Source organism: Sphingomonas sp. GC_Shp_6, assembly GCF_026540835.1.
Classification (GTDB): Bacteria; Pseudomonadota; Alphaproteobacteria; order Sphingomonadales; family Sphingomonadaceae; genus Sphingomonas.
Genome location: NZ_JALNUO010000001.1, coordinates 412012 through 435158 on the forward strand (window position 1 = coordinate 412012; position 23147 = coordinate 435158).

Annotated in this window: 27 protein-coding genes; 17 read left to right on the plus strand and 10 right to left on the minus strand. The window is 68.9% G+C overall.

Translation table 11 applies throughout. The features are described from left to right. Positions 1–8 precede the first annotated feature (8 nt). Both OXQ95_RS02140 and OXQ95_RS02145 read right to left on the minus strand, forming a co-directional pair. The gene (locus OXQ95_RS02140) at positions 9–1118 is read right to left on the minus strand and encodes a M14-type cytosolic carboxypeptidase (protein ID WP_267378924.1); all 1110 of its coding nucleotides are present in this window, start codon (positions 1116–1118) and stop codon (positions 9–11) included. Further along, entirely contained in the window at positions 1115–1726 is a 612-nt protein-coding gene (locus OXQ95_RS02145; protein ID WP_242096357.1) for a DUF4136 domain-containing protein, read from the minus strand. Before OXQ95_RS02145 ends, OXQ95_RS02140 begins: the two co-directional genes overlap by 4 nt. 155 nt (positions 1727–1881) lie before the next feature. On the opposite strand from OXQ95_RS02145, the gene ykgO reads away from it, so the two are divergent. The 4 genes from ykgO to OXQ95_RS02165 are packed head-to-tail and all read left to right on the plus strand — an operon-like array spanning position 1882 to position 3365. Further along, positions 1882–2007, plus strand: coding sequence for a type B 50S ribosomal protein L36 (ykgO, locus tag OXQ95_RS02150; RefSeq protein WP_003046794.1), 126 nt, complete (start codon positions 1882–1884; stop codon positions 2005–2007). 2 nt (positions 2008–2009) lie between these two features. Then, on the plus strand, positions 2010–2624 hold the full coding sequence (locus OXQ95_RS02155; protein WP_267378927.1) for an HAD family phosphatase: 615 nt from the start codon (positions 2010–2012) through the stop codon (positions 2622–2624). Positions 2625–2667: 43 nt separating this feature from the next. Further along, positions 2668–2976, plus strand: a complete 309-nt coding sequence (locus OXQ95_RS02160) for a type II toxin-antitoxin system prevent-host-death family antitoxin (RefSeq protein WP_242096355.1) — start codon at positions 2668–2670, stop codon at positions 2974–2976. Continuing rightward, positions 2973–3365, plus strand: coding sequence for a type II toxin-antitoxin system VapC family toxin (locus tag OXQ95_RS02165; protein ID WP_267378931.1), 393 nt, complete (start codon positions 2973–2975; stop codon positions 3363–3365). Before OXQ95_RS02160 ends, OXQ95_RS02165 begins: the two co-directional genes overlap by 4 nt. A 142-nt stretch (positions 3366–3507) precedes the next feature. Here the strand turns inward: OXQ95_RS02165 and pyk are convergent, their stop codons facing one another. Beyond that, positions 3508–4956 carry a pyruvate kinase gene (pyk, locus tag OXQ95_RS02170; protein ID WP_242096353.1) on the minus strand — a complete coding sequence of 483 codons (1449 nt, stop codon included), beginning with the start codon at positions 4954–4956 and terminating at the stop codon, positions 3508–3510. A gap of 83 nt (positions 4957–5039) precedes the next feature. Here pyk and OXQ95_RS02175 point away from each other — a divergent pair, with 83 nt between their 5' ends. Next, positions 5040–5351, plus strand: coding sequence for a DUF1244 domain-containing protein (locus OXQ95_RS02175; protein ID WP_242096352.1), 312 nt, complete (start codon positions 5040–5042; stop codon positions 5349–5351). A 153-nt stretch (positions 5352–5504) separates the two neighbouring features. Continuing rightward, positions 5505–5747: a DUF2312 domain-containing protein gene (locus tag OXQ95_RS02180; protein ID WP_267379283.1), complete on the plus strand. Its 243-nt coding sequence runs from the start codon at positions 5505–5507 to the stop codon at positions 5745–5747. A gap of 192 nt (positions 5748–5939) precedes the next feature. Here OXQ95_RS02180 and OXQ95_RS02185 read toward each other — a convergent pair whose 3' ends face one another. Continuing rightward, positions 5940–6647 carry a ZIP family metal transporter gene (locus OXQ95_RS02185; RefSeq protein ID WP_242096350.1) on the minus strand — a complete coding sequence of 236 codons (708 nt, stop codon included), beginning with the start codon at positions 6645–6647 and terminating at the stop codon, positions 5940–5942. Between the two features lie 127 nt (positions 6648–6774). Between OXQ95_RS02185 and OXQ95_RS02190 the strand changes: the two genes are divergently transcribed. After that, complete coding sequence (locus OXQ95_RS02190) at positions 6775–7569, plus strand: phosphatase PAP2 family protein (RefSeq protein WP_267378941.1); 795 nt, start codon at positions 6775–6777, stop codon at positions 7567–7569. Between the two features lie 276 nt (positions 7570–7845). On the opposite strand, the gene OXQ95_RS02195 is transcribed toward OXQ95_RS02190, so the two are convergent. Next, positions 7846–8472, minus strand: a complete 627-nt coding sequence (locus OXQ95_RS02195) for a 2-dehydro-3-deoxy-6-phosphogalactonate aldolase (RefSeq protein ID WP_267378944.1) — start codon at positions 8470–8472, stop codon at positions 7846–7848. Beyond that, positions 8469–9350: a 2-dehydro-3-deoxygalactonokinase gene (locus tag OXQ95_RS02200; RefSeq protein WP_267378948.1), complete on the minus strand. Its 882-nt coding sequence runs from the start codon at positions 9348–9350 to the stop codon at positions 8469–8471. Before OXQ95_RS02200 ends, OXQ95_RS02195 begins: the two co-directional genes overlap by 4 nt. Positions 9351–9511: 161 nt before the next feature. On the opposite strand from OXQ95_RS02200, the gene OXQ95_RS02205 reads away from it, so the two are divergent. The 9 genes from OXQ95_RS02205 (at position 9512) to OXQ95_RS02245 (ending at position 17819) form a co-directional block, all read left to right on the plus strand. Then, positions 9512–9712, plus strand: a complete 201-nt coding sequence (locus OXQ95_RS02205; RefSeq protein WP_242096346.1) for a hypothetical protein — start codon at positions 9512–9514, stop codon at positions 9710–9712. 118 nt (positions 9713–9830) lie between these two features. Continuing rightward, complete coding sequence (locus tag OXQ95_RS02210) at positions 9831–10220, plus strand: CsbD family protein (RefSeq protein ID WP_242096345.1); 390 nt, start codon at positions 9831–9833, stop codon at positions 10218–10220. Positions 10221–10228: 8 nt separating this feature from the next. Continuing rightward, on the plus strand, positions 10229–11749 hold the full coding sequence (locus OXQ95_RS02215) for a PAS domain S-box protein (protein WP_242096344.1): 1521 nt from the start codon (positions 10229–10231) through the stop codon (positions 11747–11749). Further along, complete coding sequence (locus OXQ95_RS02220) at positions 11746–11955, plus strand: hypothetical protein (protein WP_242096343.1); 210 nt, start codon at positions 11746–11748, stop codon at positions 11953–11955. Before OXQ95_RS02215 ends, OXQ95_RS02220 begins: the two co-directional genes overlap by 4 nt. Before the next feature lie 34 nt (positions 11956–11989). Continuing rightward, positions 11990–12871, plus strand: a complete 882-nt coding sequence (locus tag OXQ95_RS02225; RefSeq protein WP_267378953.1) for a hypothetical protein — start codon at positions 11990–11992, stop codon at positions 12869–12871. Between the two features lie 154 nt (positions 12872–13025). After that, entirely contained in the window at positions 13026–13952 is a 927-nt protein-coding gene (locus OXQ95_RS02230) for a bifunctional riboflavin kinase/FAD synthetase (RefSeq protein ID WP_267379284.1), read from the plus strand. A gap of 34 nt (positions 13953–13986) precedes the next feature. After that, entirely contained in the window at positions 13987–16842 is a 2856-nt protein-coding gene (gene ileS, locus OXQ95_RS02235) for an isoleucine--tRNA ligase (protein WP_267378956.1), read from the plus strand. Then, positions 16835–17359, plus strand: a complete 525-nt coding sequence (gene lspA / locus OXQ95_RS02240; RefSeq protein ID WP_242096340.1) for a signal peptidase II — start codon at positions 16835–16837, stop codon at positions 17357–17359. Before ileS ends, lspA begins: the two co-directional genes overlap by 8 nt. After that, positions 17352–17819: a DUF3035 domain-containing protein gene (locus OXQ95_RS02245; RefSeq protein ID WP_242096339.1), complete on the plus strand. Its 468-nt coding sequence runs from the start codon at positions 17352–17354 to the stop codon at positions 17817–17819. The genes lspA and OXQ95_RS02245 overlap by 8 nt, the downstream gene beginning before the upstream one ends. A gap of 134 nt (positions 17820–17953) precedes the next feature. Here OXQ95_RS02245 and OXQ95_RS02250 read toward each other — a convergent pair whose 3' ends face one another. The 4 genes from OXQ95_RS02250 to OXQ95_RS02265 form a co-directional block, all read right to left on the minus strand. Then, on the minus strand, positions 17954–18730 hold the full coding sequence (locus tag OXQ95_RS02250) for a TorF family putative porin (RefSeq protein WP_267378963.1): 777 nt from the start codon (positions 18728–18730) through the stop codon (positions 17954–17956). 193 nt (positions 18731–18923) lie between these two features. Beyond that, positions 18924–20123, minus strand: a complete 1200-nt coding sequence (gene metC / locus OXQ95_RS02255) for a cystathionine beta-lyase (RefSeq protein ID WP_267378966.1) — start codon at positions 20121–20123, stop codon at positions 18924–18926. Further along, positions 20120–20968 (minus strand): 3-mercaptopyruvate sulfurtransferase, encoded by an 849-nt coding sequence (gene sseA, locus OXQ95_RS02260; RefSeq protein WP_267378969.1) that lies wholly within the window; start codon positions 20966–20968, stop codon positions 20120–20122. The genes metC and sseA overlap by 4 nt, the downstream gene beginning before the upstream one ends. Before the next feature lie 69 nt (positions 20969–21037). Then, a complete protein-coding gene (locus OXQ95_RS02265; protein ID WP_267378972.1) occupies positions 21038–22573 on the minus strand; it encodes a cryptochrome/photolyase family protein in 1536 nt (511 codons plus the stop codon). A gap of 20 nt (positions 22574–22593) precedes the next feature. Here OXQ95_RS02265 and queF point away from each other — a divergent pair, with 20 nt between their 5' ends. Further along, a complete protein-coding gene (gene queF / locus OXQ95_RS02270) occupies positions 22594–23040 on the plus strand; it encodes a preQ(1) synthase (RefSeq protein ID WP_242096334.1) in 447 nt (148 codons plus the stop codon). Positions 23041–23147: the final 107 nt, after the last annotated feature.

Genomic DNA, 23147 nt, shown 5'->3' on the forward strand with positions numbered 1-23147 from the left:
GCCGCCTTTTAGAGTTCGTCGATCATCTGGGCGAGCGTTTCGAGCATCGATCGCCCGAGCCGCTGCGAGCGCTCGCCCGACCAGCCATAGGTCGCGTCGGGATTGGGATCGTGATCCTTGAACGGCATCTCGATCGTCATGCTGACCGCGCCGAACCGCTCGGCGAGCTGGTTGGTCGACATCGTCAGGTTCGCCTGTCCGGGCGCGGATCGTGGATAGCCCTTTTCCGTCTGGAAATCGGGCGTGTGCGCGGCGAGGCGGCGGCCATATTCGTAGAATTTGGCGCCGTGCGCGTCGGTCCAGCGGGGAATGCCCTCGAACCCGGCGAGGAAATTGGCGGGGATCGCCTCGTCGCCATGCACGTCCATCGCGACGTCGACGCCGGTTTCGTCCATCGCCGCGAGCACGCAGAGCACTTCGGGGCTGCGCTCCGCGGAGGGCGCCGCCCATTCGCGGTTGAGGTTCACGCCCGCGGCGTTGGTGCGCAGATGGCCGCGGCGCGTGCCGTCGGGGTTCATGTTGGGGACGACATGGACGGTGGCCTTGGCCAGCAGCGGCGCGGCCTCCGGGCCGATCAGCCAGTCGAGCGCGCCCTCCATCCACCATTCGGTCATCGACTCGCCGGGATGCTGGCGGCCATAGATCCACACCGGCCGCGGCCCCGTGCCGATCGTCAAGCAGTCGATCGCCTGCCCGTCGAGGCTCTGCCCGAGTTCGCGGTGGGTGACGCCGGGTGCCTGCGCGATCCGCGCGACGAGGGACGCGTGCCGCTCCATGGGATAGGGCTCGAAATAGGCGAACCAGGCCAGATCACCCTCAGCCGTCCAGTCGAAGCTCAGCACGCCGTCGTCATAGCGCGTCTCGATCATCGGCCAGTGGACCCGGTCGGCGCTCGCGCGCACCTTGTAGCCGGGCCAGCCGAACGGATAGGCGGACTGGCCTGCGTTCAGGATGCGGAAGCGAAGCGTCCGCCCACGAGCCCCCGCCACGCGGAAATAGAACCATTGGAAGAAGTCCGAGTCGCGATCGGGCACTATCTCGAGATCGACCTGATCGCCGTCGATGGCGACGACCCGGATGTTCCCGCCGTCGAAGGCGGCATTGATGCGAAGGCTCATCGGACGGTGATAGTCCGCCCGGACTCACCGGGAAACCCCGTGAACAGCGCCGCGGCCAGTTTCGCCGCCTGCGCCGGCGTCGCCGATTGCGGCGAGCGCAGATCGGCGGCGGTGTGCGCATGGCCTTCCCACACCGGCGTCCGGTCGGCGCGCTGGATCGCGACCGACAATTGGGTCAGCAGCACCTCGCGCCCGCGGCCACCGCCGCCGACCGGGAAGGACACGCCGCCGCCGAGCCCGACGCCGCCACCGCGGTTGCCGCCGAAGCTCGCGCCGCCCAGCCCGACGCTGAACGGCGAACGGCGCGGCGGGCCCTCCTGCGTCTGCGTGTCGAACGTCACGATCGCGGTGAACTGCGCCGGCGTGCCGGGCGCGGGATCGGCATAGCCCGCCTGCAGCAATTGCGCGCGCACCGCATCGGCATAGGTCTGGAACTCGATCGTTGCGGGGCCCGCATCGGCGGGCGGGGCGACCGCGATCGTGCCGCGCGCGACATCGGCGCCCAGATGGTAGCGCAGTACCTCCGTCGGCGGCAGGTTGCCGGCGGTCGTGCACCCCGCCAGCAGGGTCGCGGTAAGGGCCAGGGCAGCGATCGGACCGTGCTTCATGGGATACGCCTTTTCGACTGGAACGGTGGCTTGGGAGCCGTGACGGGGAACGCGCGGACCCGGCATCCGGGTTCCCGCATCTTGACTTGGTGGGCACCCGCATCTAGGCGACGCGCTTTCCGTAGAACAACCCTATTCAAAGAAGCGAATCGATCATGAAGATCCGCAATTCCCTCAAGTCGCTCAAGGACCGGCATCGCGACAATCGCGTGATCCGCCGTCGCGGCCGCACCTATGTCATCAACAAGACGAACCGCCGCTTCAAGGCCCGCCAGGGCTGAGCATGACGGCGCGTGCCGTCGTTTTCGACGTCGGCCACGTTCTCTACGACTGGAGCCCACGGTTCCTGTACGAGCGTCTCATCCCCGAGGGTGAGGCGCTCGACGCGTTCCTGCGCGACGTCGTCACGGTCGAATGGCATTTCCAGCATGATGCCGGACGTCCCTTCGCGGAGACGTCGGCCGAACTGACGGCGGCGCATCCGCAGCATGCCGCGCTGATCGCTGCCTGGGGCCCGCGCTTCCTGGAGAGCATCGGCCCGGCGCTTCCGGGCATGACCGCATTGGTCGAGGAACTCGACGCGCGCGGCGTGCCGCTGTTCGCGATCACCAATTTCTCGGGCGAATTCTTCCCGCCGTTCCGCGCGCAGGAAGCGCACCTGTTCGACCGGTTTCGCGACATCGTCGTCTCTGGCGACGAAAAGTGCGCCAAGCCCGATCCGGCGATCTTCCGCCTGGCGCTGGACCGGTTCGGCCTGGACGCCAACGGCACGGTGTTCATCGACGACCGGCGCGACAATGTCGACGCCGCCTGCGCGCTCGGCATGACCGGGCTGCATTTCGTGGATGCGCCCACCTTGCGCGGCCAGTTGCGCGATTTGGGACTGGTTGGCGCCTGACGGCGTTTGGTGTACAACCGTGTACACGAAAGGAGCGCGACCCATGGAAATGTCCGTCCGCGAAGCCCGCGCGCACTTCGCCACCGCGCTGGCCGCCGCCGAGCGCGGCGAGCAGGTGACGATCACCAAGAACGGCAAGCCGATCGCCCAACTGGGGCCGCCGCCTGCGAAGAAGGGGGGGCTGGACTGGGATCGGCTTGCGCGGGTCCGCGCCGAGATGGGGCTGGACAAGATCGTGTTGGAGCGGCCGCTCGACGACGAATGGCTGGCCGAGTTCAACGATCCGGCGTGGATGAAGGCGTTGCTTGGGCCGGATTATTATGACGACGAGCCCGCCGACGGCGCTCCATGATCCTGCTGCTTGATACGCACTTCCTGCTATGGCTGATGCTGTATCCCGACAAGATCTCGCGGGCCGAACAGGCGGCAATCGAGTCCGCCGAACGCCTGCACGTATCGGTGGTGTCGTTATGGGAGATCCGGATCAAGTGGAATGCGCGCGATCGTCACGGCCGTCGCAAGGGCGAGATCTCGCCCGAACAGACGCTGACGTTCGTGGTCAGAAGCGACATGCGCCTCGAGCCTCTGCACCCCGACGATTGCGTCGCACCGCTGGTGCCGCCGCTCGCGCACAAGGATCCGTTCGACGAGATGCTGCTCACCCATGCGCAGCAGCTGGGCGCCCGCCTGCTCACCCGCGATGCGCGGCTGGCGGACCACCCGGTCGCGTGGATCGCGTGAGGCGGGCTGAGGGTTCGATACCGTCTCCCGCTCCGTTCGTGCTGAGCGTGTCGAAGCACGCTCTCCGCGGTCGAGCCTTCATGCGGAACAGGCCCTTCGACAGCCTCGGAGCGAACGGCGTAAAGGGTAACGTTACCCCGCTCTAACGCCGTTCCAGCTCGTCGCCGATGATGCGGACGACGTGGAGCACGTTGGTCGAACCCGGCGTGCGGAAGGGCACGCCCGCCATCACGATCACCCGGTCGCCAGCCTTCGCCATGCCCTGGCGCAACGCCATGCGTTTCGATTTGGACACCATGTCCTCGAACGATTCAACGTCGCGCGTGTGGACCGCGTGCGTGCCCCATAGCAGCCCCAGGCGCCGCGCCGTCTCCTGTTGCGGGGTGAGAACTAGGATCGGCACCGAGGGACGCTCGCGCGCCACGCGCCGCGCCGTCGAGCCGGAACTGGTGAAGCAGATGATCGCCGTCGCCCCCACCGTCGCCGCGATGTTCTTGGCCGCCTCCGCCAGCGCGTCCGCGGTCGTCGGATCGGGCTTGGTGACCGTGAAGTGCATGCGGTCGCCATGTTCGGGATCGCCCTCCACCGAGATGCCGATCGCATCCATCATCGCCACCGATTCGATCGGCCAGTCGCCGGCCGCGCTTTCGGCGGACAGCATGATCGCATCGGCGCCGTCATAGATCGCGGTCGCCACGTCGGACACTTCGGCGCGGGTGGGCGAGGGGCTCTTGATCATCGATTCGAGCATCTGCGTGGCGACCACCACGGGGCGGCCCATCCGACGCGACACCTCGACGATGCGCTTCTGCAGCGGCGGCACCGATTGCGGCGGCAGCTCGACGCCCAGATCGCCGCGCGCGACCATCACGCCGTCGCACGCCTCGACGATCTCCTCGAGCCGCTCGATCGCGGCGGGCTTCTCGATCTTGGCGAGCAGCGCGGCCTTGCCCCCGATCAGCTTTCGCGCCTCCCACAGATCCTCGGGCCGCTGCACGAACGACAGCGCGATCCAGTCGACGCCCTGATCGACCGCGAAGGCGAGGTCGCTGCGGTCCTTTTCGGTCAGCGCCGCCATCGGCACCACCACGTCGGGCACGTTCAGGCCCTTGTTGTTCGACAACGGGCCGCCGACCTCGACATGCGTGACGATCCGGTCGGCCGAATGCTCGGTCACGCGCAGCACCAGCTTGCCGTCGTCGAGCAGCAGCCTTGCGCCGGGCTCGATCGCAGCGAAGATCTCCTTGTGCGGCAACTCGACGCGGTTGGCGTCGCCGGGTTCGGGCGAGCGATCGAGCACGAAGATGCTGCCCGTCACCAGATCGATCCGGCCCTCGGCGAAGCGGCCGACGCGCAGCTTGGGGCCCTGAAGGTCCGCGAGGATCGTGGAGGGCCGGCCGAACCGTTCCTCCAGCCCGCGGATCGCCTGGATCACCGCGATCTTCGACGCCTGGTCGCCATGGCTCATGTTGATGCGGAACGCATCCGCGCCCGCCTCGAACAGCCGGGCGATCATCTCGGGCGTGTTGCTGGCCGGGCCGAGCGTTGCGAGCACGCGAACCTTGCGGGAGCGGGGTCGAATGGCGGTCATGCCGTTTATCCTTCGGGCTTGTGCGCGCCTGCCTCTAACCCGTAACGCCGCGCGATCAACCACCGAGGCCCGAGATAATAACGATGCCCGACGAACTCGACACGCTGGACGACGCGACCGCGGCGGCCGCCTTTCGCCGGCTGGTGCGCCATCTGCGCCACCGCGACGACGCGCAGAACGTCGATCTGATGGGGCTGGCGGGCTTTTGCCGCAACTGCCTGTCGGACTGGGTGGGCGAGGCCGGAGGGCTCGACCGCGAAGCCGCGCGGCAGGTGGTCTACGGCATGCCCTATGCCCGCTGGAAGGCGGAGCATCAGGGCGAGGCCAGCGCCGAACAGCTCGAACGGATGGCGGCGAGCGTGGCCAGGAACGCCCGCTTGAGCGATCAGGGTTAACCGCCTACACGGCGGGCCGCATCCCGCACGCCCGATTCCGGACGCGGCCCCGGCGGCGCGCCGGTGGCGGGGATGCTCCATGGTTTCAATGAAGGCCGGTCGCGCACCGGCGGGTGGGGAAGACGAGTGATGGCGGACGAACGGCAACACGGCATGGGCGGCGGCCAGGTGGCGGCGGACGAACTGCGCCTCCTGATCGAGCGCGCCGAGCGGCTCGAGGAAGAGAAGAAGGGCATTGCCGACGATATCAAGGACGTGATGGCCGAAGCCAAGGGCCGCGGCTACGATCCTAAGGCGATCCGCAAGATCCTGTCGATCCGCAAGAAAAAGAAGGAAGAATATCAGGAGGAAGAGGCGATCCTGGAAGTGTATCTCCAGGCGTTGGGCATGATCTGAACGGACGGACTCGGGCGGATCGTGCGGGCGTGGCGCCGGCATGATCCGCCAAGGGACGGCGCATTGGCAAACGACGGAGCCTTCGCCGATGGAGTTGAAGACCGGCGCCGCGCTGCGGATCGGGAAGGGGGCGCTCGGATCCTATTTCCTGATCGTCGCGCATGAGCGGCCGGTGCGTGCGCGCCGCGTCGGCTAGCGCGCGGCGGCGGTGACCAGCAGCATCAGCGCGATGCCGGCCAGACTGGCGGCCGTGACGCGCAGTCGGGGATCGCGGGCATGGCTGCGCGGCAGCAGCTCGCACGCGCCGATATAGAGGAACACGCCCGCGAACACCGCGAGCAGCGGTGCCAGCAGCACGCCGGGTACGCGGATCGTCAGCCCGGCGACGACGCCCAGCGTGGGCGCCGCGCCGTTGGCGATGAGCCATTTCCACGCCGTGCCGCGTGCCGACGACGCGAGCACCAGGCTCACCGTGTTGATCCCGTCCGCCACGTCGTGCGTCAGCACCGCCAGCGCCACGATCCAGCCGATCGCGGGCGAGATCTGGAAGGCCAGGCCGATCCCCATGCCGTCGAGGAGGCTGTGCAGCGTGAGGCTCGCCGGCCCCAGATGCGCGCGCCAGGGCCGGGCCGCATGGCCGATCCCGTCGAGCACGCGGTCGAGCAGCAGATAGGCGCCGAGCCCCAAGGCGACATAGGCCAGGATCGTACGCGGCGCATAGATGCCCTCGGCCAGCGCGATCGCCTCCGGGATCAGGTCGAACAGCGCGACGCCCAGCACGATTCCCGCCGCCAGCCCGAGCACGATCGTGATCCGCGCCTCCAGCCGAAGCGCGAGCAGGCCGCCGACGAGCGTCGCGGCGCTGGCGGCCACGCCGAAGGCGAGCGGCACCAGGATCATGCGTGCGGGAACGGTGGCGCGGGGTGGGTCGTCGGCATGCCGTACCCTAGACGCGATGATACATGATATCGCAATGGGAAAAGACCGGCGGGCCGTTGCGCCGGGGCAACGGGCAGGAGCACGACCAATGCGGGCGGGACGGGTGATCGGAGCGGGCCTGCTGGCCGTTCTCGGCATCGCGGCGGGGCTGGGGGTGTCGGCAAAGGATGTGCATGCGGGGTATCTGGCGCCCGGCGCGTTCGACATCCTTGCGGTGCTGCCGCCCGCGCCGATGGACGGCGATGCGCGCGACATCGCCGACCGCGCCATCTTCCGCGCGACTCGCGCTTTGGAGCGCAGCCCGCGCTGGACGCTGGCGACCAGCGACGTCAAATCCGCGCCGGCGGACATGATGCGCGATTTCGGTTGCGCGCTGGGAGTCACGCTGGCGCCGGACGATGCGCCGCGGATGCTCGCGCTGCTGCGCATGGCGGCGGCGGATACGGGCGGCGCCACGGGGATCGCGAAGGACCATTATCGGCGGCACCGGCCCTTCGCGGCCGATCCGGGCGCGACCTGCGAGCCGATCGCCGACACCGCGGGCAGCTATGATTACCCCTCGGGCCATACGACGCTCGGCTGGACGTGGGCGACCTTGCTTGCCGGCCTCGCGCCCGATCGCGCCACCGCGATCCTCGCGCGGGGCCGTGCTTATGGGGAGAGCCGGGTGGTGTGCGGCGTCCACAATGCCAGTGCGGTGGAGGCGGGCCGGGTATCCGCAGCCGCGACGCTGGCGGCGATCGCGGGCGATCCGCGCTTCCAGGGGGATCGCGCCGCGGCGGCGGCCGAACTCACCGCGTTGCGCGCGGATCCCAAGACGGCAAGGCCCGACGCCAAGACCTGTGCGGCGGAGGCGGCACTGGTCGCGCAGCGCGTTTACTGAGAGCCGCCGGAACGGAAGGCGAGGCCGTAGCCTCGCCCCTTCAAACCGCTTGTTAATAGTCGGCCTGTGTCAATCGCAACTGGCAGGCGGAACGACAATCACCATCAACGGATCTAGAGTCTGACGACGTTACTCTGGCCCGTTCGCCCTGAGCTTGTCTAAGCACGAACGGATCCGGCGATCCGGTCGAGCCAATGTATCCCGGTCTTGCGGTTCAAAAACCGCAGGCGCCGCGCCCTTCCAAAATGGCCGGCCCCGATCGCCCAACAGATCCGCTCAAAGCGCTGCGATATAGGCGGCGGCGTCGCGGGCTACGTCGGCGGCGGGCTTGCCGGGGCGGTAGAGATTGGAGCCGAGGCCGAAGCCGTCCGCGCCCGCCGCTCGCCACGCCGCCATCGTCTCGGGCATGATGCCGCCCACCGCCAGCACGCGAAGCGCCTTGGGCAGCACCGCGCGCTGCGCCTTCAGCAGCGCCGGCGGGGTGGCGTCGGCGGGGAACAGCTTCAGCGCGGTAGCGCCGGCTCGCAGCGCGGCGAAGGCTTCGCTCGCGGTGTAATAGCCCGGCAGCGAGATCAGGCCGCCGGCCACCGAGGCGGCGATCACCGCCGGATCGGTATTGGGCGAGACGATGATCGTGCCCCCGGCGGCGGCCACCTGCGTCACCTGATCGGTGGTCAGCACGGTGCCCGCGCCCACCAGCGCCCGGTCGCCCAGCCGCTCGGCGAGCAAGGCGATGCTCGCGAACGGATCGGGCGAGTTCAGCGGCACCTCGATCAGCGTGATGCCCGCGGCGACCAGCGCATCGCCGATAGCGGGCGCTTCGGCCGGCGTGATGCCGCGCAGGATGGCCACGAGGGGACAGGCGGCGAACGCCTGGTCGAAACGTCGGTCGAGTGCGGTCACGGTAAGAGCTCCCGGATGGCATGGATGCCGGCGCGAAACGCGGCGTGGCTGTCGAGCGCGGCGACGCGCCCGCCGGCGGCGACGATCGCGGCGGCGTAGAGATCGGCGAGCGCACCGCTCGCCAGCAGATGGACGTCGCGGCCCGACAGCTCGGCCTGTGCGCCGACATCCGCGCCGATCAGGATGCCGCTCGCCAGCGATGCGGCCTCTGCGGCCGGTCGCATGCCGAGCAGAACGGCGGCGCGCACCTCGAACAAGGCCACCGTCAGGTCGCGCGCGCGCATCCCGCGCGCCAGCCCGTCGTGGAAGGCGGGGCCGTCCGCCACCGGGCCGTCCAGCATGCCCGCCAGAATGCCGTGCGCCTTGACGAGCGCGAACAGCTCGCCCGTCATCGCGGTGGCGAAATCGGCCAGCGCGCCATCCGCCATCGCGATCCATTTGCAATGCGTGCCCGGCTGGCAGAACAGCGCGTCGGCAGGCGCAAGGCCGGCGGCGGTCGCGCCGAGCGCCTGCACCTCCTCGCCGCGCATAACATCGGCACGGCCGTTGGTGCGCAGCGCGACACCGGGCAGGATCGTGACGCCGGGCGCCACGTCCACCGAACCGCGGGCGAGCGCCGCGAGATCCGCGGGCGCATCGACATAGGGGATATCGCGCCAGCCGCGCGTCGATCCGATCATGCCGGCGGCGAGGATCGGGTGATCGCCGAGCCGCGACCGCAAGCCTGCGACTTCGGCATCATAGGCGGCGGGATCGATCGCCAGCACGCCGCGGCCATCGCTTTCGCTGGCCAGCACGGCACCATCGCCGGCCATCAGCCAGGCGCGGCGGTTGGTCGTTCCCCAATCCACGGCGATATATGCGCCTTTGGCCGTCACCGAGCAGCTCTCCCCAATAAGTACGACAATAAAGCTTCACCTAAAGCGGTCAAGCGGTTCGCGCGCGACCCGCCGATCCTGACTAGCCTGGAAGCAATCTACCAATCGGCAGGTACTTCGAGAGGATATGGCCATGGCCGATCCGATGATAGCACGGCATCATGAAAGACCAGCGCGAACCCGGCCCCGATCCCGTCATCCGTTCCGGTCCGTCGGAACGGGATTATCTGCTCAAGCGGGCGGTGGACCACCAACGCTTGGCCGAAAAGGCCGACGAAGCCGGATCGCGGACCATCCATTTGCGGCTGCAGCAACTCTATGAAGAGCAGGCGGTTCTGCTGGCGATGGTATTTGCGGACTAGCGCGTCGGCGAAAAATACTAGGAACACCGGATCTCTCCGGCGGTTGATGCGCCCGAACCGGCCGCACCACCGCGGCCATCCATCGGCACCGCGCACGGCGACGTGGGCGATCGTGCCGATGCCGAGCAAGGCGGAGACGATCATGAACAAGGACGAATTCCAGGGCGGCGCGCGCTATGTCGGCGGCAAGATCGAGAAGACCGTGGGCGATGCCGTGGACAGCCGCGACTGGCAGGTAGACGGCGTGATCGACCAGGTCGCGGGCGGTGCGCAGCATGGCTATGGCCGCGCCAAGGCGATCATCGGCGACGCGATCGACAGCGCCCCCGAACTCGCCGGCGAGGCGCGCGACCGGCTGAAGGCCGCAGGCGAACAGGCGGCCGACCGCGCGCAGCGCGGCGGCAAGGTAGCGGCCGAGGCGGTGCGCGAGACGCCGGTCGTCTGGGCGCTTGCCGCGGCGCTGGGCGGCTATGCGCTGGCCTGGTTCGTCCACGGCCGTCGCGACTGAACCGGCCCATGGCGACCGCATCGTTCAAGACCCTGCGCGAAACCGCCGATCTGCGCCATCTGCGCCAGATCATCGTCGGCCTCGACGAGGGCGTGATCCTGATCGATCCCGACCAGAGCCTGCTCTGGGCGAACGATGCGGCCTTGGCCATGCACGGCGTCGCGACGCTTCCCGAACTGGGCGCCACGGTCGATGAATACCGCGATCGTTTCCAGTTGCGCTATCGCAACAACCATCGGCTCGAAGGCGACGATTATCCCATCGAGCGCGTCGTGGCGGGCGACTCCTTTTCCGAGGTGGTGGTCGAAGTGACGGTCGCCGGGGAAACCGATCCGCGCTGGGTACACCAGGTGCGCAGCCTCGTGCTGAACGACGCGGACGATGGCGATCCGGCGTGCCTGGTGCTCATCATCCAGGACGTCTCCGCGCGCTACGAGGCGGAGGACCGGTTCGAACAGTCGTTCAACGCGAACCCCGCGCCGGCCGTCATCTGCCGCCTGAGCGACCTGCGCTTCGTGAAGGTCAATCAGGGGTTCCTCGACCTGACCGGGCATCGCCGCGATCAGGTGCTGTGCCGCACGGTGTACGACATCGACGTGCTGCGCGCCGCCGAACGCCGCGATCTGGCGAAGGAGCGGCTGGGGGAGGGGCGCACGATCCCGCAGATGGAGGCCGAGCTGGAGCTGCCCGAGGGCGGCACCAAATTGGTGATCGTCGCCGGGCAGCCGATCGATCTGGACGATCAGCCCTGCATGTTGTTCACCTTCGCCGACCTGGAACCGCGGCGCAAGGCCGAGGGCGCGCTTCGCCACAGCGAGGAGCGGTTCAACCGCACCTTCCAGCTCGCGCCGGTGCCCATGGCGATCGGGGCGCGCGACGGGCACCTGCTCTGCGAGGTCAATGCCAGCTTCACCCAGATGACCGGCTATACCGGCACCGAGATCATCGGCCGTCCGCTGGGCGAAGTGGAGCTGTGGGACAGCGGCGCGGTGCGGCGCGAGATCGAGGCGGCGATCGACGGCGGCCACGACCTGCGCGGCCATGAAGCGCGGATCCACGCGAAGGATGGCGCGAGCATCGATTGCATCGTCTCGACCGGTGCGATCCGTTTCGGCGACGACGAATGCGTCTTGTGGGCGTTTCAGGACATCACCCGGCGCAAGGCGACCGAGCGCGAACTCGTCGAGGCGATCGAGGCGGTGATGAAGGACACGAGCTGGTTCAGCCGGTCGATCATGGACAAGCTCGCCCGGCTGCGCGCGCCGCAGGCCGATCCCGACGGGCCGGGGCTGGACGATCTGACGGCGCGCGAACGCGACGTGCTGGCGCTCATCTGCCGCGGCTATGACGACAAGCGGATCGCCCGCACGCTGGAGGTCGCCGGCAACACCGTGCGCAACCATGTGGCGCGGATCTACGCCAAGATCGGCGTCAATCGCCGGATCGCCGCGGTCGCCTGGGCGCGGGCGCGCGGTTTCGACGGCGAGGGCGTGACGCCGCACAGCACCGATCAGGAGACGGCCGCATGACCGCACGATCCAACGGCGACGCGACGCCCGCCCCCGAGATGCCCGCCCCCGAAGCCGAGGTCGCGGTCGTGCGCGCGGCCAAGGGTTCGGTGCACGAGGCGATCGGCAAGCTGATCGGCGACGATGCCGCGCGCGATCATGGCGAGGCGGAAAAGCGCGCCGGCGCCGCGGCGGGGGCTGCGGCGACCGATCCACGGCGGCGCTGATCGCCGCCGACATTCGATTTCAACAGGAGCGACTATGAATACCCATGTGAACAACGGCGTTTCGCCGGTCGACGCGGCTTATCCGGGCAAGACCGCCACCCGCCTGTCCTGGGGGGCGGTGCTGGGCGGCGTCGTCATCGCCATCGCCGTGCAGCTCGTGCTCGGGATCCTGGGCGCGGGTATCGGCCTGACGATGGTCGATCCGGTCGCCGGCACGACGCCGGGAGCGACCGGGTTCGGCATCGGCGCGGGCGTCTACTGGCTCATCACGACGATCGTGGCGCTCGGCGCAGGCGGCTATGCCGCGGCGCGGGTGGCGGGCGTTCACGAGCGGTTCGACGCGCTCGTCCACGGCATGGTCGTCTGGGGCGTCACGCTGATCCTGACGCTTTATCTCCTCACCTCGGCGGTGGGCGGTATCATCGGCGGTGCGTTCCGCACCGTCGGCGCCGTGGCCGGTGCGGCGGGCACGGCGGTCGGCGCCGCGGCACCCAAGGCGGCATCGATCGCCGGCGTCGATGCCGGCGACGTGCGCAGCGAGGCCGCGGCCTATCTGTCGGACGTGCCGAGCGACCCTGCGCAGATGACGCCCGAACAGGCGCAGAAGGAAATCGCCAAGCAATTGCCGGCGCTCGCGCGCGGCGGCACCGACGGGCAGCAGGCCGAAAGCCGGATCGTCGACATCGTCGCCGCCCAGCGCAAGATCAGCCGCCCCGAGGCGCAGGCGCAAGTGAATCGCGCCAAGCAGCAGTTCGTGCAGACGAAGAACGAAACCATCGCCAAGGCCAAGTCGGCGACCGATGCCGCCGCAGGCGCCGCGGCCAGCACCTCGTTCGTGCTCGTGCTCGCGCTGCTCGTGGGCGCCGCCGCCGCCGGGATCGGGGCCACGGCCGCCACGCGCCGCCGCCTGCGCTGAGGCCAGGCCGCGATCGAGGCGTGCCGCAAGGCGCCCTCGCGACGGAAAAAAGAGCGGCATGGTTTCGGCCATGCCGCTTTTTTCATGCCTGCCCGCCACCCGCCGTCCGCAACGTCGCGCTCGCGCGTTCGCGATCGGCTGCTATAGCGCGCGCATGGAGCGTCTGGACGGCGGCTCGGCGATTCCGGCCGAATGGCGGGGCGGGATCGTCGCGCTCGGCAATTTCGATGGATTTCACCGGGGCCATCAGGCGGTGGTCGGCCGTGCGGTGACGCGCGCGCGCGCCGCCGGGGCGCCGGCGATCGTGGCCACGTTCGATCCGCATCCGGTGCGCCATTTCCGGCCCGATACCCCGCCCTTCCGGCTGACCAGCCTCGACCAGCGCGCGCGGCTGTTCGCGGAGGCCGGGGTCGATGCCATGATCGTCTTCCATTTCGACGCCGCGCTCGCCGCCTTGTCGGCGGAGGACTTCGTAACCGATCGGCTGGCGGGTGCGATCGGCGCGAAGGGCATCGTGACCGGCGAGGATTACACCTTCGGCCATGCGAAGCGCGGCACGACCGCGATGCTCGCCGATATGGGCGTGGCGCACGGCTTTGCCGCCGAGGCGGTGGCGCCGGTGACGCTCGACGGCGCGCCGGTGTCGTCCACGCGGATCCGCGCGATGCTGCGCGGCGGCGACATGCGCGGCGCGGCGCGGTTGCTCACCCGGCCCTACCGGATCGAGGGCATGGTGCAGCATGGCGACAAGGTGGGCCGGACGATCGGCTATCCCACCGCCAATCTCGATCTCGGCCGCTATCTTCGCCCGGCCTACGGCATCTATGCGGTGCGCGGGCGGCTGGCCGATGGCCGCGTGCTGGCGGGTGCGGCGAATCTGGGAGTCCGGCCGAGTTTCGATCCGCCGAAGGAGCTGCTCGAACCCTATTTCTTCGACTTTTCCGGCGATCTGTACGGGCAGATGCTCGAGGTCGAGCTGGTCGAATATCTGCGGCCCGAGGCGAAGTTCGACGGGCTGGACGCGCTGACCGCGCAGATGGAGGCCGATTGCGCGCGGGCGCGGGCGATCCTGGCAGGGTGACGGCAGGGCAATCACACGCTAAGCCGCGCGACCGATGACCGATGCTTCCCAACCCCCGCGCGACGCCCAACGCGATTGGCGCGATACCGTCTTCCTGCCGAAGACCGATTTTCCGATGAAGGCGGGCCTCGCCGCCAAGGAGCCCGCGATCCTGGCGCGCTGGGATTCTATCGGCCTCTACGAGCGGCTGCGCGCCGAGCGGCAGGGGCGCGAACGGTTCATCCTCCACGACGGGCCGCCCTATGCCAATGGCGACATCCATATGGGCCACGCCATGAACAAGGTGCTGAAGGACATCATCGTCCGTTCGCAGACCTTGATGGGCAAGGACGCGCCCTATGTGCCCGGCTGGGATTGCCACGGCCTGCCGATCGAATGGAAGGTCGAGGAAGCGTATCGCGCAAAGAAGCTGAACAAGGACGACGTGCCCGTCGCGCAGTTCCGCGCCGAATGCCGCGCCTATGCCGAGAAATGGGTCGCGGTGCAGCGCGCCGAGTTCGAGCGGCTGGGCGTGATGGGCGACTGGGCCGATCCCTATCTGACGATGAAGTACGAGGCGGAAGCCGCGATCGTCGGCGAATTGCTCAAGTTCGCCGAGAGCGGCCAATTGTATCGCGGCGCCAAGCCGGTGATGTGGTCGCCGGTGGAGAAGACGGCGCTCGCCGAGGCCGAGGTCGAATATGAGGATGTCGTCTCGACGCAGATCGACGTGGCGTTCGAGATCGTGGAGGCCCCGAACGCGCCCGAACTGGTCGGCGCGCATGCGGTGATCTGGACGACGACGCCGTGGACGATTCCGGTGAATCAGGCGCTGAGCTATGGGCCGGAGATCGAATACGCCGCTGTCCGGGTCTCGGACGGACGCGTGCTGTTGTTCGCAACGGAATTGTCGAGTGCGAGCCTGGATCGCGCAGGGTTGCAGGGCGAGGGCAATGGCCCCGTCGTTTGGGCCGGCACGGGCAAGGACCTCGAAGGCGCCACCGCGCGCCATCCGATGCACGCGCGCGGCGGCTTCTTCGCCAAGCCACGCCCGTTGCTTCCCGGCGATTTCGTCACCACCGACGCGGGCACCGGGCTCGTCCACATGGCGCCCGATCATGGCGAGGACGATTTCGAGCTCTGCAAGCGATACGGCATCGATCCGGTCTTCGCGGTCGATGGCGCCGGCATGTACCGCCCGGACTGGGCATGGCTCGGCGGGCAGGGCTCGGTCATCAACAAGAAATTCGTCGGTGCTGACGGCCCGATCTGCGCGGACCTGCGCGGCGTCGGCGCGCTGCTAGCGGCGAGCGACGATTTCGCGCACAGTTATCCGCATAGCTGGCGCTCCAAGGCGAAGGTGATCTTCCGCGCCACGCCGCAATGGTTCATTCCGATGGACCGGAGCGCGATCGGCGAACAGCCGGGGGCTGTTCGCAGCGCGGAGGTCGGCGCGCGAAGCGCGGCGTCGGACACGGGCGACAACGGCGCCACGCTGCGCGAAACCGCGCTCGACGCGATCGCGCGCACCTGGTGGATCCCGGCGCGCGCGGAGAACCGGATCACGGCGATGGTCGCGGGGCGGCCCGACTGGGTCATCAGCCGCCAGCGCGCCTGGGGCGTGCCGATCGCGCTCTTCGTGGATCGCCGGACCGGCCAGTATCTGAACGACCCCGCGGTGAACGCGCGCATCGTCGCGGCGTTTCGCGAACAGGGCGCGGACGCGTGGTATGCGGACGGCCATCAGGCGCTGCTCGGCTCCGATTACGACCTCGCCGATTACGAAGTGGTGGGCGACATTCTCGACGTGTGGTTCGATTCGGGCTGCACGCACGTCTTCACGGTCGAGGCGCGCTACGGCGAGGGCGCGCGCGCGAACCTGTATGTCGAAGGGTCGGACCAGCATCGCGGCTGGTTTCAGTCCTCGCTGCTGGAAAGCTGCGGCACGCGCGGCCGGGCGCCCTATGACGCCGTGCTGACGCACGGCTTCGCGCTCGACGGGCAGGGGCGCAAGATGTCGAAAAGCCTCGGCAACGTCGTCGATCCGCTCAAGATCATCGGCGAGAGCGGCGCGGACATCCTGCGCATGTGGGTCGCCTCCACCGATTATTTCGACGATGTGAAGATCGGCAAGGAGGTGCTCGCCACCGCCAGCGACGCCTATCGCAAGCTGCGCAACAGCTTCCGCTACCTGCTCGGCGCGCTCGACGGCTTCACCGAGGCCGAGCGCGTGCCGGTGGCCGAGATGCCCGAGCTGGAGCGTTACGTGCTCCACCGCCTCGGCATGATCGACACCGAGCTGCGCGCCGCGGCGACGGGTTACGAGTTCAACCGTTATCTGCGCCTGCTGACCGATTTCGCGAACGAGGATCTGTCGGCCTTCTTCTTCGATATCCGCAAGGATTCGCTGTATTGCGACGCGCCCGGCGATGCCAAGCGGCGGGCGTATCGCACCGTGCTCGACACGCTGTTCCACGCGCTGGTGCGCTATGCTGCGCCGGTGCTGTGCTTCACGGCCGAAGAGGTATGGCAGGCGCGTTTCCCGAGCGAGGACGGGTCCGTGCATCTGCTCGAATGGCCGGTGCTGCCCGACCGGCACGCGGACGACGCGCTGGCGGCGAAATGGACCGGCGTCCGCGCGCTGCGCGTGCAGGTGACCGAGGCGATCGAGCCGCTGCGCCGTGAGAAGGCCGTGCGCTCCAGCCTGGAGGCGGACGTGACCGTTCCCGATCTGCCGCTGCCCGCCGATGCGCTGGCGGAGGCGTTCATCGTCGCCCGCGTGACGGCGGCCGATACCGTGGCGGTCACGCGCACCGACTATCACAAATGTGGGCGCTGCTGGCGGCATCTGCCCGAGGTGGGCGAGGACGGTACGCTTTGCGCGCGCTGTGCGGAGGTGGTCGATGCGTAGCATTCCCGCCGCGGGGCTCGCCGCCGCCGCCACGCTCTTCGTGCTCGATCAGCTGACGAAATGGGCGGTCACCGGGCCGCTGCACATCGCCGAGCTGGGCGACGTCCGCACCATCCTGCCGATCTTCGCCTTGCGCTTCGTGCCCAATTTCGGCGTGTCGCTGGGGCTGCTGCCAGCCGACAGCCACATGACTCGCTGGGCGCTGGTCGCGCTGACCGGCGCGATCGCGATCGGCGTGGCGGTGTGGATGACGCGCGAACGCAAGCTCGGCGATCAGACCGCGCTGGGCCTCGTGCTCGGCGGCGCGCTCGGCAACATCCTCGATCGCGTGCGGCTCGGCCATGTGGTGGATTTCGCCGACCTGCACTTCGGCGAATGGCGGCCGTTTTTGGTCTTCAATCTCGCCGACGCCGCGATTACCATCGGCGTGCTCATCCTGCTTGTCCGCGCGTTCCTGGTGCGCGACAAGGCGCCTGCCAAGACCGGGCCTGTACCTGTGGAGAATCCGAATGCGTAAGACCGTGCCCCTCGCCGCAGGATTGGCTTGCGTCGCTCTCCTTTCGGGCTGCGCCCATCACAGCTATGATCGCGCGCGGCCGGACGAATTTGCCGTCGCGCGCGCCGCGCCCCTCGTGATCCCGCCCGATTTCGCGCTCACCCCGCCGACGCCGGGCGTCGCCCGCCCGCAGGACAACAGCGCGCAGGCGCAGACGCTCGACGCGCTGTTCGGCGGCGCGGCGCCGCGCAGTGCCTCCGAATCCGTCACGGTGGATGCGGCGGGCGGCGAGGAGGCCGATCCCGGCATCCGCTCCAGCGCCGGCGATCCCAAGACCAACGTGGTCGACAAGGGCGCGACCACGCGCGACATCGTGGCGGCGCCGCAGGGCGACGGCCAAGATGCCCGCGCCTCCACCTCGGGCAGTGCCGCCGCGCCGGCCCCTGCCGCGACGCCCGCACCGGCGAAGTCGCCCAAGTGATCGTACCGGGCGGCTCCTTCGGGGGCCGCCCTGGAGCTTGACGGCGTTACCTTGATCTGCTCGCTCTGAGCGTGTCGAAGGGCCCGTGCCGCAGGCGAACGGAGTGTGAGAGGGTCTAGGGCGAGCGTCCCGCTCTAGAAGCTCACCCCGACATAGCCGAACACGGTCGAGCCGCGGCCGAGCCGGCGGGCGAAGCGATTGGCTTCGGTGATATCGGTATCGACATAGGTGACGCCCACCTTGATCGGGCCGCCGACCGCCTCGGCATTGGCCGACCAGTCCCAGTAATTGTCGTCGGCGAGGCTCGGATTGTCGAGCCCGAGCGAGCCGGCGGTGTGGCCGACATGGCCTTTCAGCGTGACGGGCGTGCGCGGCACCGCGATCGATGCCTCGCCATAGACATAGATATCGTCGTCCTTGCCCGCGGTGAAATCGAGCCCCTTCTGGCCGCCCCAGGCGTAATTGGCGCCCACCTTCGCCGCGATCGGCCCGATCGTGTAGCCGAGCGAGGCATAGGGCTCGAAATAATCGGTGTTCTGGCCCTTCAGCCCGCCGGGATAGTAATAATAGAGCAGCCCGCCGTCGAACGTCGCGCCGTGGAAGCTGTGCGTATAGCCGCCATAGAGATCGATCTCGGTCTGGCCATAGCCGGCGAGCGCGGGCGTGGTGCCGGTGCCGTCGATGTTGGAAACGAAGGTGCCGACATAGAGGCCGGAGGAATGATTGAGGTTGAGCGTACCCTGGACGGCCGGGCTGCCATCGGTCTGCGTCAGGCCGCGAAACCGATAATCGGACACGAGCGTCACGCTGCCGGTGAGCTTCAGCGGCGGCGGCGGCGCGGTGTCCTGCGCGGACGCCTGCGCCGCCAGCGCGAAGCCGACGCAGCCGAGAAGGAGGGTGGAACGGCGCATCGTCTTCCTTTCGAACAAGGGAAAGGCCGACGCCATGCCGGGCCGACGCCCCCGCGCCGGCCGGTCGTGCGATCATACCCCCCGGTGCTGCAAAGGCTGGCAGCATCGCGCGCACGCGACAAGCGCCGTCTGGCCGCAAGCGGGTTTCACGGCGCGGGTGTTGCGCCCCCGCCACAAGCCCCGGCCGCCCCGTTCAGCCGCGCGCGGCGCGGAACCGGTGCAGCCCCGCATCGAGATCGGCGATCAGGTCGTCGGCATCCTCGAGCCCGATCTGCAGCCGGACAAGCGGCCCTTCATGGTCGCGCCGGGTGACGCTGCGGTGCCGCTCGGGATCGACCGGGATCGCCAAGCTCTCGAAGCCGCCCCAGCTATAGCCGATCCCGAACAGCGCGAGGCCGTCGATAAGGGCGGCGCGGGCGGCCTCGTCGCCACCGTCGAGCACCACCGCGAAGAGCCCGGTGGAGCCTTTGAAATCGCGCACGAATATCTCGTGGCCGGGGCAATCGGGCAGGGCGGGATGGAGCACCCGCGCGACGCCCGGCTGCGCCTTCAGCCAATGCGCGATCGTCAGCGCGCTCGCCTGGTGCTGCGCCAGCCGTACCGCCATGGTGCGCAGGCCGCGGCTGCCGAGCCAGCAATCGTCGGGGCTCGCCACTTGGCCCAGTTGGAAGCTGGTGTCGCGCAGCCCGGCGAACCGGCCGGGGCCGGCGGTCACCGATCCCAGCATCACGTCGGAATGGCCGACGACATATTTGGTGCAGGCGAGCACCGCATAGTCGATCCCGCGCGCGATCGCGGGAAACATCAGCGGCGTCGCCCAGGTGTTGTCGAGGATGGTGACGACGCCGCGCGCCTGCGCCGCCGCGACGATCGCGGGAATGTCCTGTACCTCGAAGCTGAGCGATCCGGGGCTTTCCAGCAGGATGGCACGGGTATTTTCGCCGATCAGGTCAGTGATCCCTGCGCCCACCAACGGATCGTAGAAGCGCGTCGTGATGCCGAACCGCTTCAGCAGACCGGTCGCGAGCCCGCGCGTCGGATCATAGGCGCTGTCGACGCACAGCAGCTCGTCGCCGGGCGACAGCACCGCCATCAGCGCCGCCGCGATCGCCGCCACGCCCGAGGGATAGAGGAACGTCCCCTCCGCGCCCGGCTCCAGCGATGTGAGCGCGTCGGCGAGCGTCCACTGCGTCGGCGTGCCCCGCCGCCCGTAGAACAGCCGGTGGTGCGTGTCGCGCGTGGCGCTGTCGCGCAGATGCGCCACCGAATCGTACAGGATGGTCGATGCGCGCCACAGCGGCGTGTTGACCACGCCTTGCGTCCATTCCTTGCGGCGGCCGCCGCCTACCACGCGCGTGCCGTCGCCCATCGCCCGATCGGTGTCGTCGTTCATGCTGCCCCCATGGCCTTGGATGTGGAAGGATCGGCCCCCCATTCGGACCAGCTGCCGTCATAGATCGGCATAGCACGGCCGAGCAGATGCGCGCCGAAGGCGAGCACCGCGGCGGTGATGCCGGAGCCGCAGGTGGCGACCATCGGCCGGTCGGGATCGACCCCGGCGGCGGTGAAGGTGCGGCGCAGCGCCTCGCCCCTTTTCCAGGTGCCGTCGGCGTCGAACAGCGCGCCCTGCGGCAGATTGCGCGAGCCGGGGATATGGCCGGCTTGCGTCGCGGGCCGCGGATCGGGCTCCTCGCCGGTGAAGCGCGCCGCCGATCGGGCATCGACGACCTGCTCCGCCTGGCTGGCGACGTTCGCCGCCATCTGGTCGAGCGTGCGGACGTTCGCGCGGTCGGCCCGGGTGGCGAAGGCCCCGGGGGGCAGGTTTTCCCGGCCGCTCGCCGTCACGCGGCCCTCCGCCTGCCATTTGGCAAAGCCGCCGTCGAGGATCGCGACGTCGCGTGCGCCGAAGCTGCGCAGCATCCACCAGGCGCGCGCCGCCGTATGGTGCGGGGAATGGTCGTAGAGGACGATTCGGCTGTCGTCGCCGACGCCGAGGCGCCGCATCCTGTCGGCGAATTGCGCAGCGTCCGGCAGCATCATCGGCAGGTCGCTGTGGGTATCGCGCAGCGTGCCGAGATCCATGAACACCGCACCAGGGATGTGCGCCGCTTCGTATTCGGCGGCGGCGTCGCGCGGCGTCTCGCCGGGGAAGTTCGCGAAATAGGTGGCATCGACGATCCTCAGATCGCGCGCGCCGATATGTTCGGCCAGCCACTCCGTCGTCACCAGCGCGTCCATATGGATCTCCCTGTCATCGCCGACGCGCCGTAGAGCTTTCCGCCTGGCTTGCGAAGACAGGGCCGCGCTTCAATCGAGCGTTGCGAGGAACCCCGCCGCCTGCGCGCGCAACGCCTGCTGCTTGGCCGGATCGGTGCGCCGCCAGTTGCGATAGGGCATGGCGAGCCGCATGTTGTCGCCCAGCTTGTCCTCGTGGCGCGCCAGGAAATCCCAGTAGAGCGCGTTGAACGGGCAGGCGTCGGGGCCGATGCGCTGCTTCACGTCGTAGCGGCAGCGCCCGCAATAATCGGACATCCGGTCGATATAGGCGCCAGACGCGATATAGGGCTTGGACGCGATCAGCCCGCCGTCGCCGAACTGGCTCATGCCGAGCGTGTTGGGCAGCTCGACCCATTCATAGGCGTCGAGATACACTTCCAGATACCAGGCGTGGACCTGCGTCGGGTCCGCGCCGATCAGCAGCGCGAAATTGCCCGTTACCATCAGCCGCTGGATATGGTGTGCGTGCGCGGTGGCGAGCGTCTGGCCCAGCGCCTCGGCCATGCAGTGCATGTCGGTCTCGCCCGTCCAGTAGAAGCCGGGCAGCGCGCGGTGGTGATCGAGGAAGTTGCGCGTGACGTAATCGGGCCCCTCGCGCCAATAGATGCCGCGCATATATTCGCGCCAGCCGATGATCTGGCGGATATAGCCCTCGACCGAATTGAGCGGCGCGCGCCCGGCGCGGTACGCCGCCTCCGCGCGGCGGCAGAGATCGAGCGGATCGAGCAGCCCGGAATTGATATAGGGGCTGAGGATCGAGTGCCACAGATAGCGCTCGCCGCTGAGCATCGCGTCCTCGTACGGCCCGAAATCGGCGAGCGCGTGCGCGAAGAACAGATCGGCCTGGCGCTCCGCATCGGCGGCGGTGACCGCATAGGCGAAGCCGTCGAGCGAGCCCGGATGATCCGCGAACCGCTCCGCGACGAGCGCGATCACCGCGCGGGTGATCGCATCGGGCGCAAAGGCGTGCGGGCGCGGCATCAGCAGGTCGCCCTTGGCGGGCTTGCGGTTCTGCGTGTCGTAATTCCATTCGCCGCCCACCGGCTTGTCGCCGTTCATCAGCAGCCCGGTCTTGCGCCGCATCTCGCGGTAGAAGAACTCCATCCGCATCGCCTTGCGCCCCTCGGCCCAGGCCTCGAACTCGGCATGGGTGGCGAGGAAGCGGGTGTCCGGCAGGATCTTCACGGGAATGCCGAACAGCGTCTCCCAACCGTCGAGCATCGCGGCCACGCGCCATTCGCCCGCTTCGGTGACGGCGATCCGCGCCGGATCGTGCCGCTGGATCGCGCGCGCGATCTCGCCGGTGAAGCTGCCGCTGTTCTCGGGATCGTCGAGCGCGACGTAATCGACCCGCCAGCCCGCCTCGCGCAGCGCCTGCGCATGGTGGCGCATCGCCGACAGGATATAGACCAGCTTGGTCTTGTGATGGCGGACATAGGCCGTCTCGTCGGACACCTCCATCATCAGCACGACGGTGGTCGCCGGATCCGCCCCGGCGAGCGAGGACAGCCCGAGCGACAATTGGTCGCCGAGCACCGGTACGAGCGTCGTTCCCTCTGGCGTCATGTCATCCTATATGCGCGATCATGACACCCATGCACCTGGGCCAGACGAGCGCGCTTCCCGCGTCTCCCGAAGCCGCGACGCTCGATTACGTTCCCAATCCGCGGGCCGGCCGCACCTATCTGGTGCGTTTTGCCGTGCCCGAATTCACCTCGCTCTGCCCGGTGACGGGCCAGCCCGACTTCGCGCATCTGGTGATCGACTATGTGCCAGGCGCAACGATCGTCGAGTCGAAGTCGCTGAAGCTCTTCCTCGGCGCGTTCCGCAACCATGCCGCGTTCCATGAGGATTGCACCGTCGGCATCGGCGAGCGACTGGCGGCCGAGATGGCGCCGGTGTGGCTACGCATCGGCGGCTATTGGTATCCGCGCGGCGGCATCCCCATCGACGTGTTCTGGCAGACCGCCGCGCCGCCCGCCGATCTCTGGCTGCCCGATCAGGGGGTGGCTGCCTATCGCGGGCGCGGCTAGGCGCCCGCCGCGCTGCAACAATTTTGACGCAGTGCGGCAAACGTGCAACCTTCGTCTTCCTGTCGCGTTGATGAACGGACGGGATCGATGCGGCCAATGGCCATCGA

Coding starts and splice junctions, on each gene's coding strand:
- OXQ95_RS02140 (WP_267378924.1), bottom strand. CDS start 1,118: ATGAGCCTTCGCATCAATGCCGCCTTCGACGGCGGGAACATCCGGGTC.
- OXQ95_RS02145 (WP_242096357.1), bottom strand. CDS start 1,726: ATGAAGCACGGTCCGATCGCTGCCCTGGCCCTTACCGCGACCCTGCTG.
- ykgO (WP_003046794.1), top strand. CDS start 1,882: ATGAAGATCCGCAATTCCCTCAAGTCGCTCAAGGACCGGCATCGCGAC.
- OXQ95_RS02155 (WP_267378927.1), top strand. CDS start 2,010: ATGACGGCGCGTGCCGTCGTTTTCGACGTCGGCCACGTTCTCTACGAC.
- OXQ95_RS02160 (WP_242096355.1), top strand. CDS start 2,668: ATGGAAATGTCCGTCCGCGAAGCCCGCGCGCACTTCGCCACCGCGCTG.
- OXQ95_RS02165 (WP_267378931.1), top strand. CDS start 2,973: ATGATCCTGCTGCTTGATACGCACTTCCTGCTATGGCTGATGCTGTAT.
- pyk (WP_242096353.1), bottom strand. CDS start 4,956: ATGACCGCCATTCGACCCCGCTCCCGCAAGGTTCGCGTGCTCGCAACG.
- OXQ95_RS02175 (WP_242096352.1), top strand. CDS start 5,040: ATGCCCGACGAACTCGACACGCTGGACGACGCGACCGCGGCGGCCGCC.
- OXQ95_RS02180 (WP_267379283.1), top strand. CDS start 5,505: ATGGGCGGCGGCCAGGTGGCGGCGGACGAACTGCGCCTCCTGATCGAG.
- OXQ95_RS02185 (WP_242096350.1), bottom strand. CDS start 6,647: ATGATCCTGGTGCCGCTCGCCTTCGGCGTGGCCGCCAGCGCCGCGACG.
- OXQ95_RS02190 (WP_267378941.1), top strand. CDS start 6,775: ATGCGGGCGGGACGGGTGATCGGAGCGGGCCTGCTGGCCGTTCTCGGC.
- OXQ95_RS02205 (WP_242096346.1), top strand. CDS start 9,512: ATGAAAGACCAGCGCGAACCCGGCCCCGATCCCGTCATCCGTTCCGGT.
- OXQ95_RS02210 (WP_242096345.1), top strand. CDS start 9,831: ATGCCGAGCAAGGCGGAGACGATCATGAACAAGGACGAATTCCAGGGC.
- OXQ95_RS02215 (WP_242096344.1), top strand. CDS start 10,229: ATGGCGACCGCATCGTTCAAGACCCTGCGCGAAACCGCCGATCTGCGC.
- OXQ95_RS02220 (WP_242096343.1), top strand. CDS start 11,746: ATGACCGCACGATCCAACGGCGACGCGACGCCCGCCCCCGAGATGCCC.
- OXQ95_RS02225 (WP_267378953.1), top strand. CDS start 11,990: ATGAATACCCATGTGAACAACGGCGTTTCGCCGGTCGACGCGGCTTAT.
- OXQ95_RS02230 (WP_267379284.1), top strand. CDS start 13,026: ATGGAGCGTCTGGACGGCGGCTCGGCGATTCCGGCCGAATGGCGGGGC.
- ileS (WP_267378956.1), top strand. CDS start 13,987: ATGACCGATGCTTCCCAACCCCCGCGCGACGCCCAACGCGATTGGCGC.
- lspA (WP_242096340.1), top strand. CDS start 16,835: ATGCGTAGCATTCCCGCCGCGGGGCTCGCCGCCGCCGCCACGCTCTTC.
- OXQ95_RS02245 (WP_242096339.1), top strand. CDS start 17,352: ATGCGTAAGACCGTGCCCCTCGCCGCAGGATTGGCTTGCGTCGCTCTC.
- OXQ95_RS02250 (WP_267378963.1), bottom strand. CDS start 18,730: ATGCGCCGTTCCACCCTCCTTCTCGGCTGCGTCGGCTTCGCGCTGGCG.
- metC (WP_267378966.1), bottom strand. CDS start 20,123: ATGAACGACGACACCGATCGGGCGATGGGCGACGGCACGCGCGTGGTA.
- sseA (WP_267378969.1), bottom strand. CDS start 20,968: ATGGACGCGCTGGTGACGACGGAGTGGCTGGCCGAACATATCGGCGCG.
- OXQ95_RS02265 (WP_267378972.1), bottom strand. CDS start 22,573: ATGACGCCAGAGGGAACGACGCTCGTACCGGTGCTCGGCGACCAATTG.
- queF (WP_242096334.1), top strand. CDS start 22,594: ATGACACCCATGCACCTGGGCCAGACGAGCGCGCTTCCCGCGTCTCCC.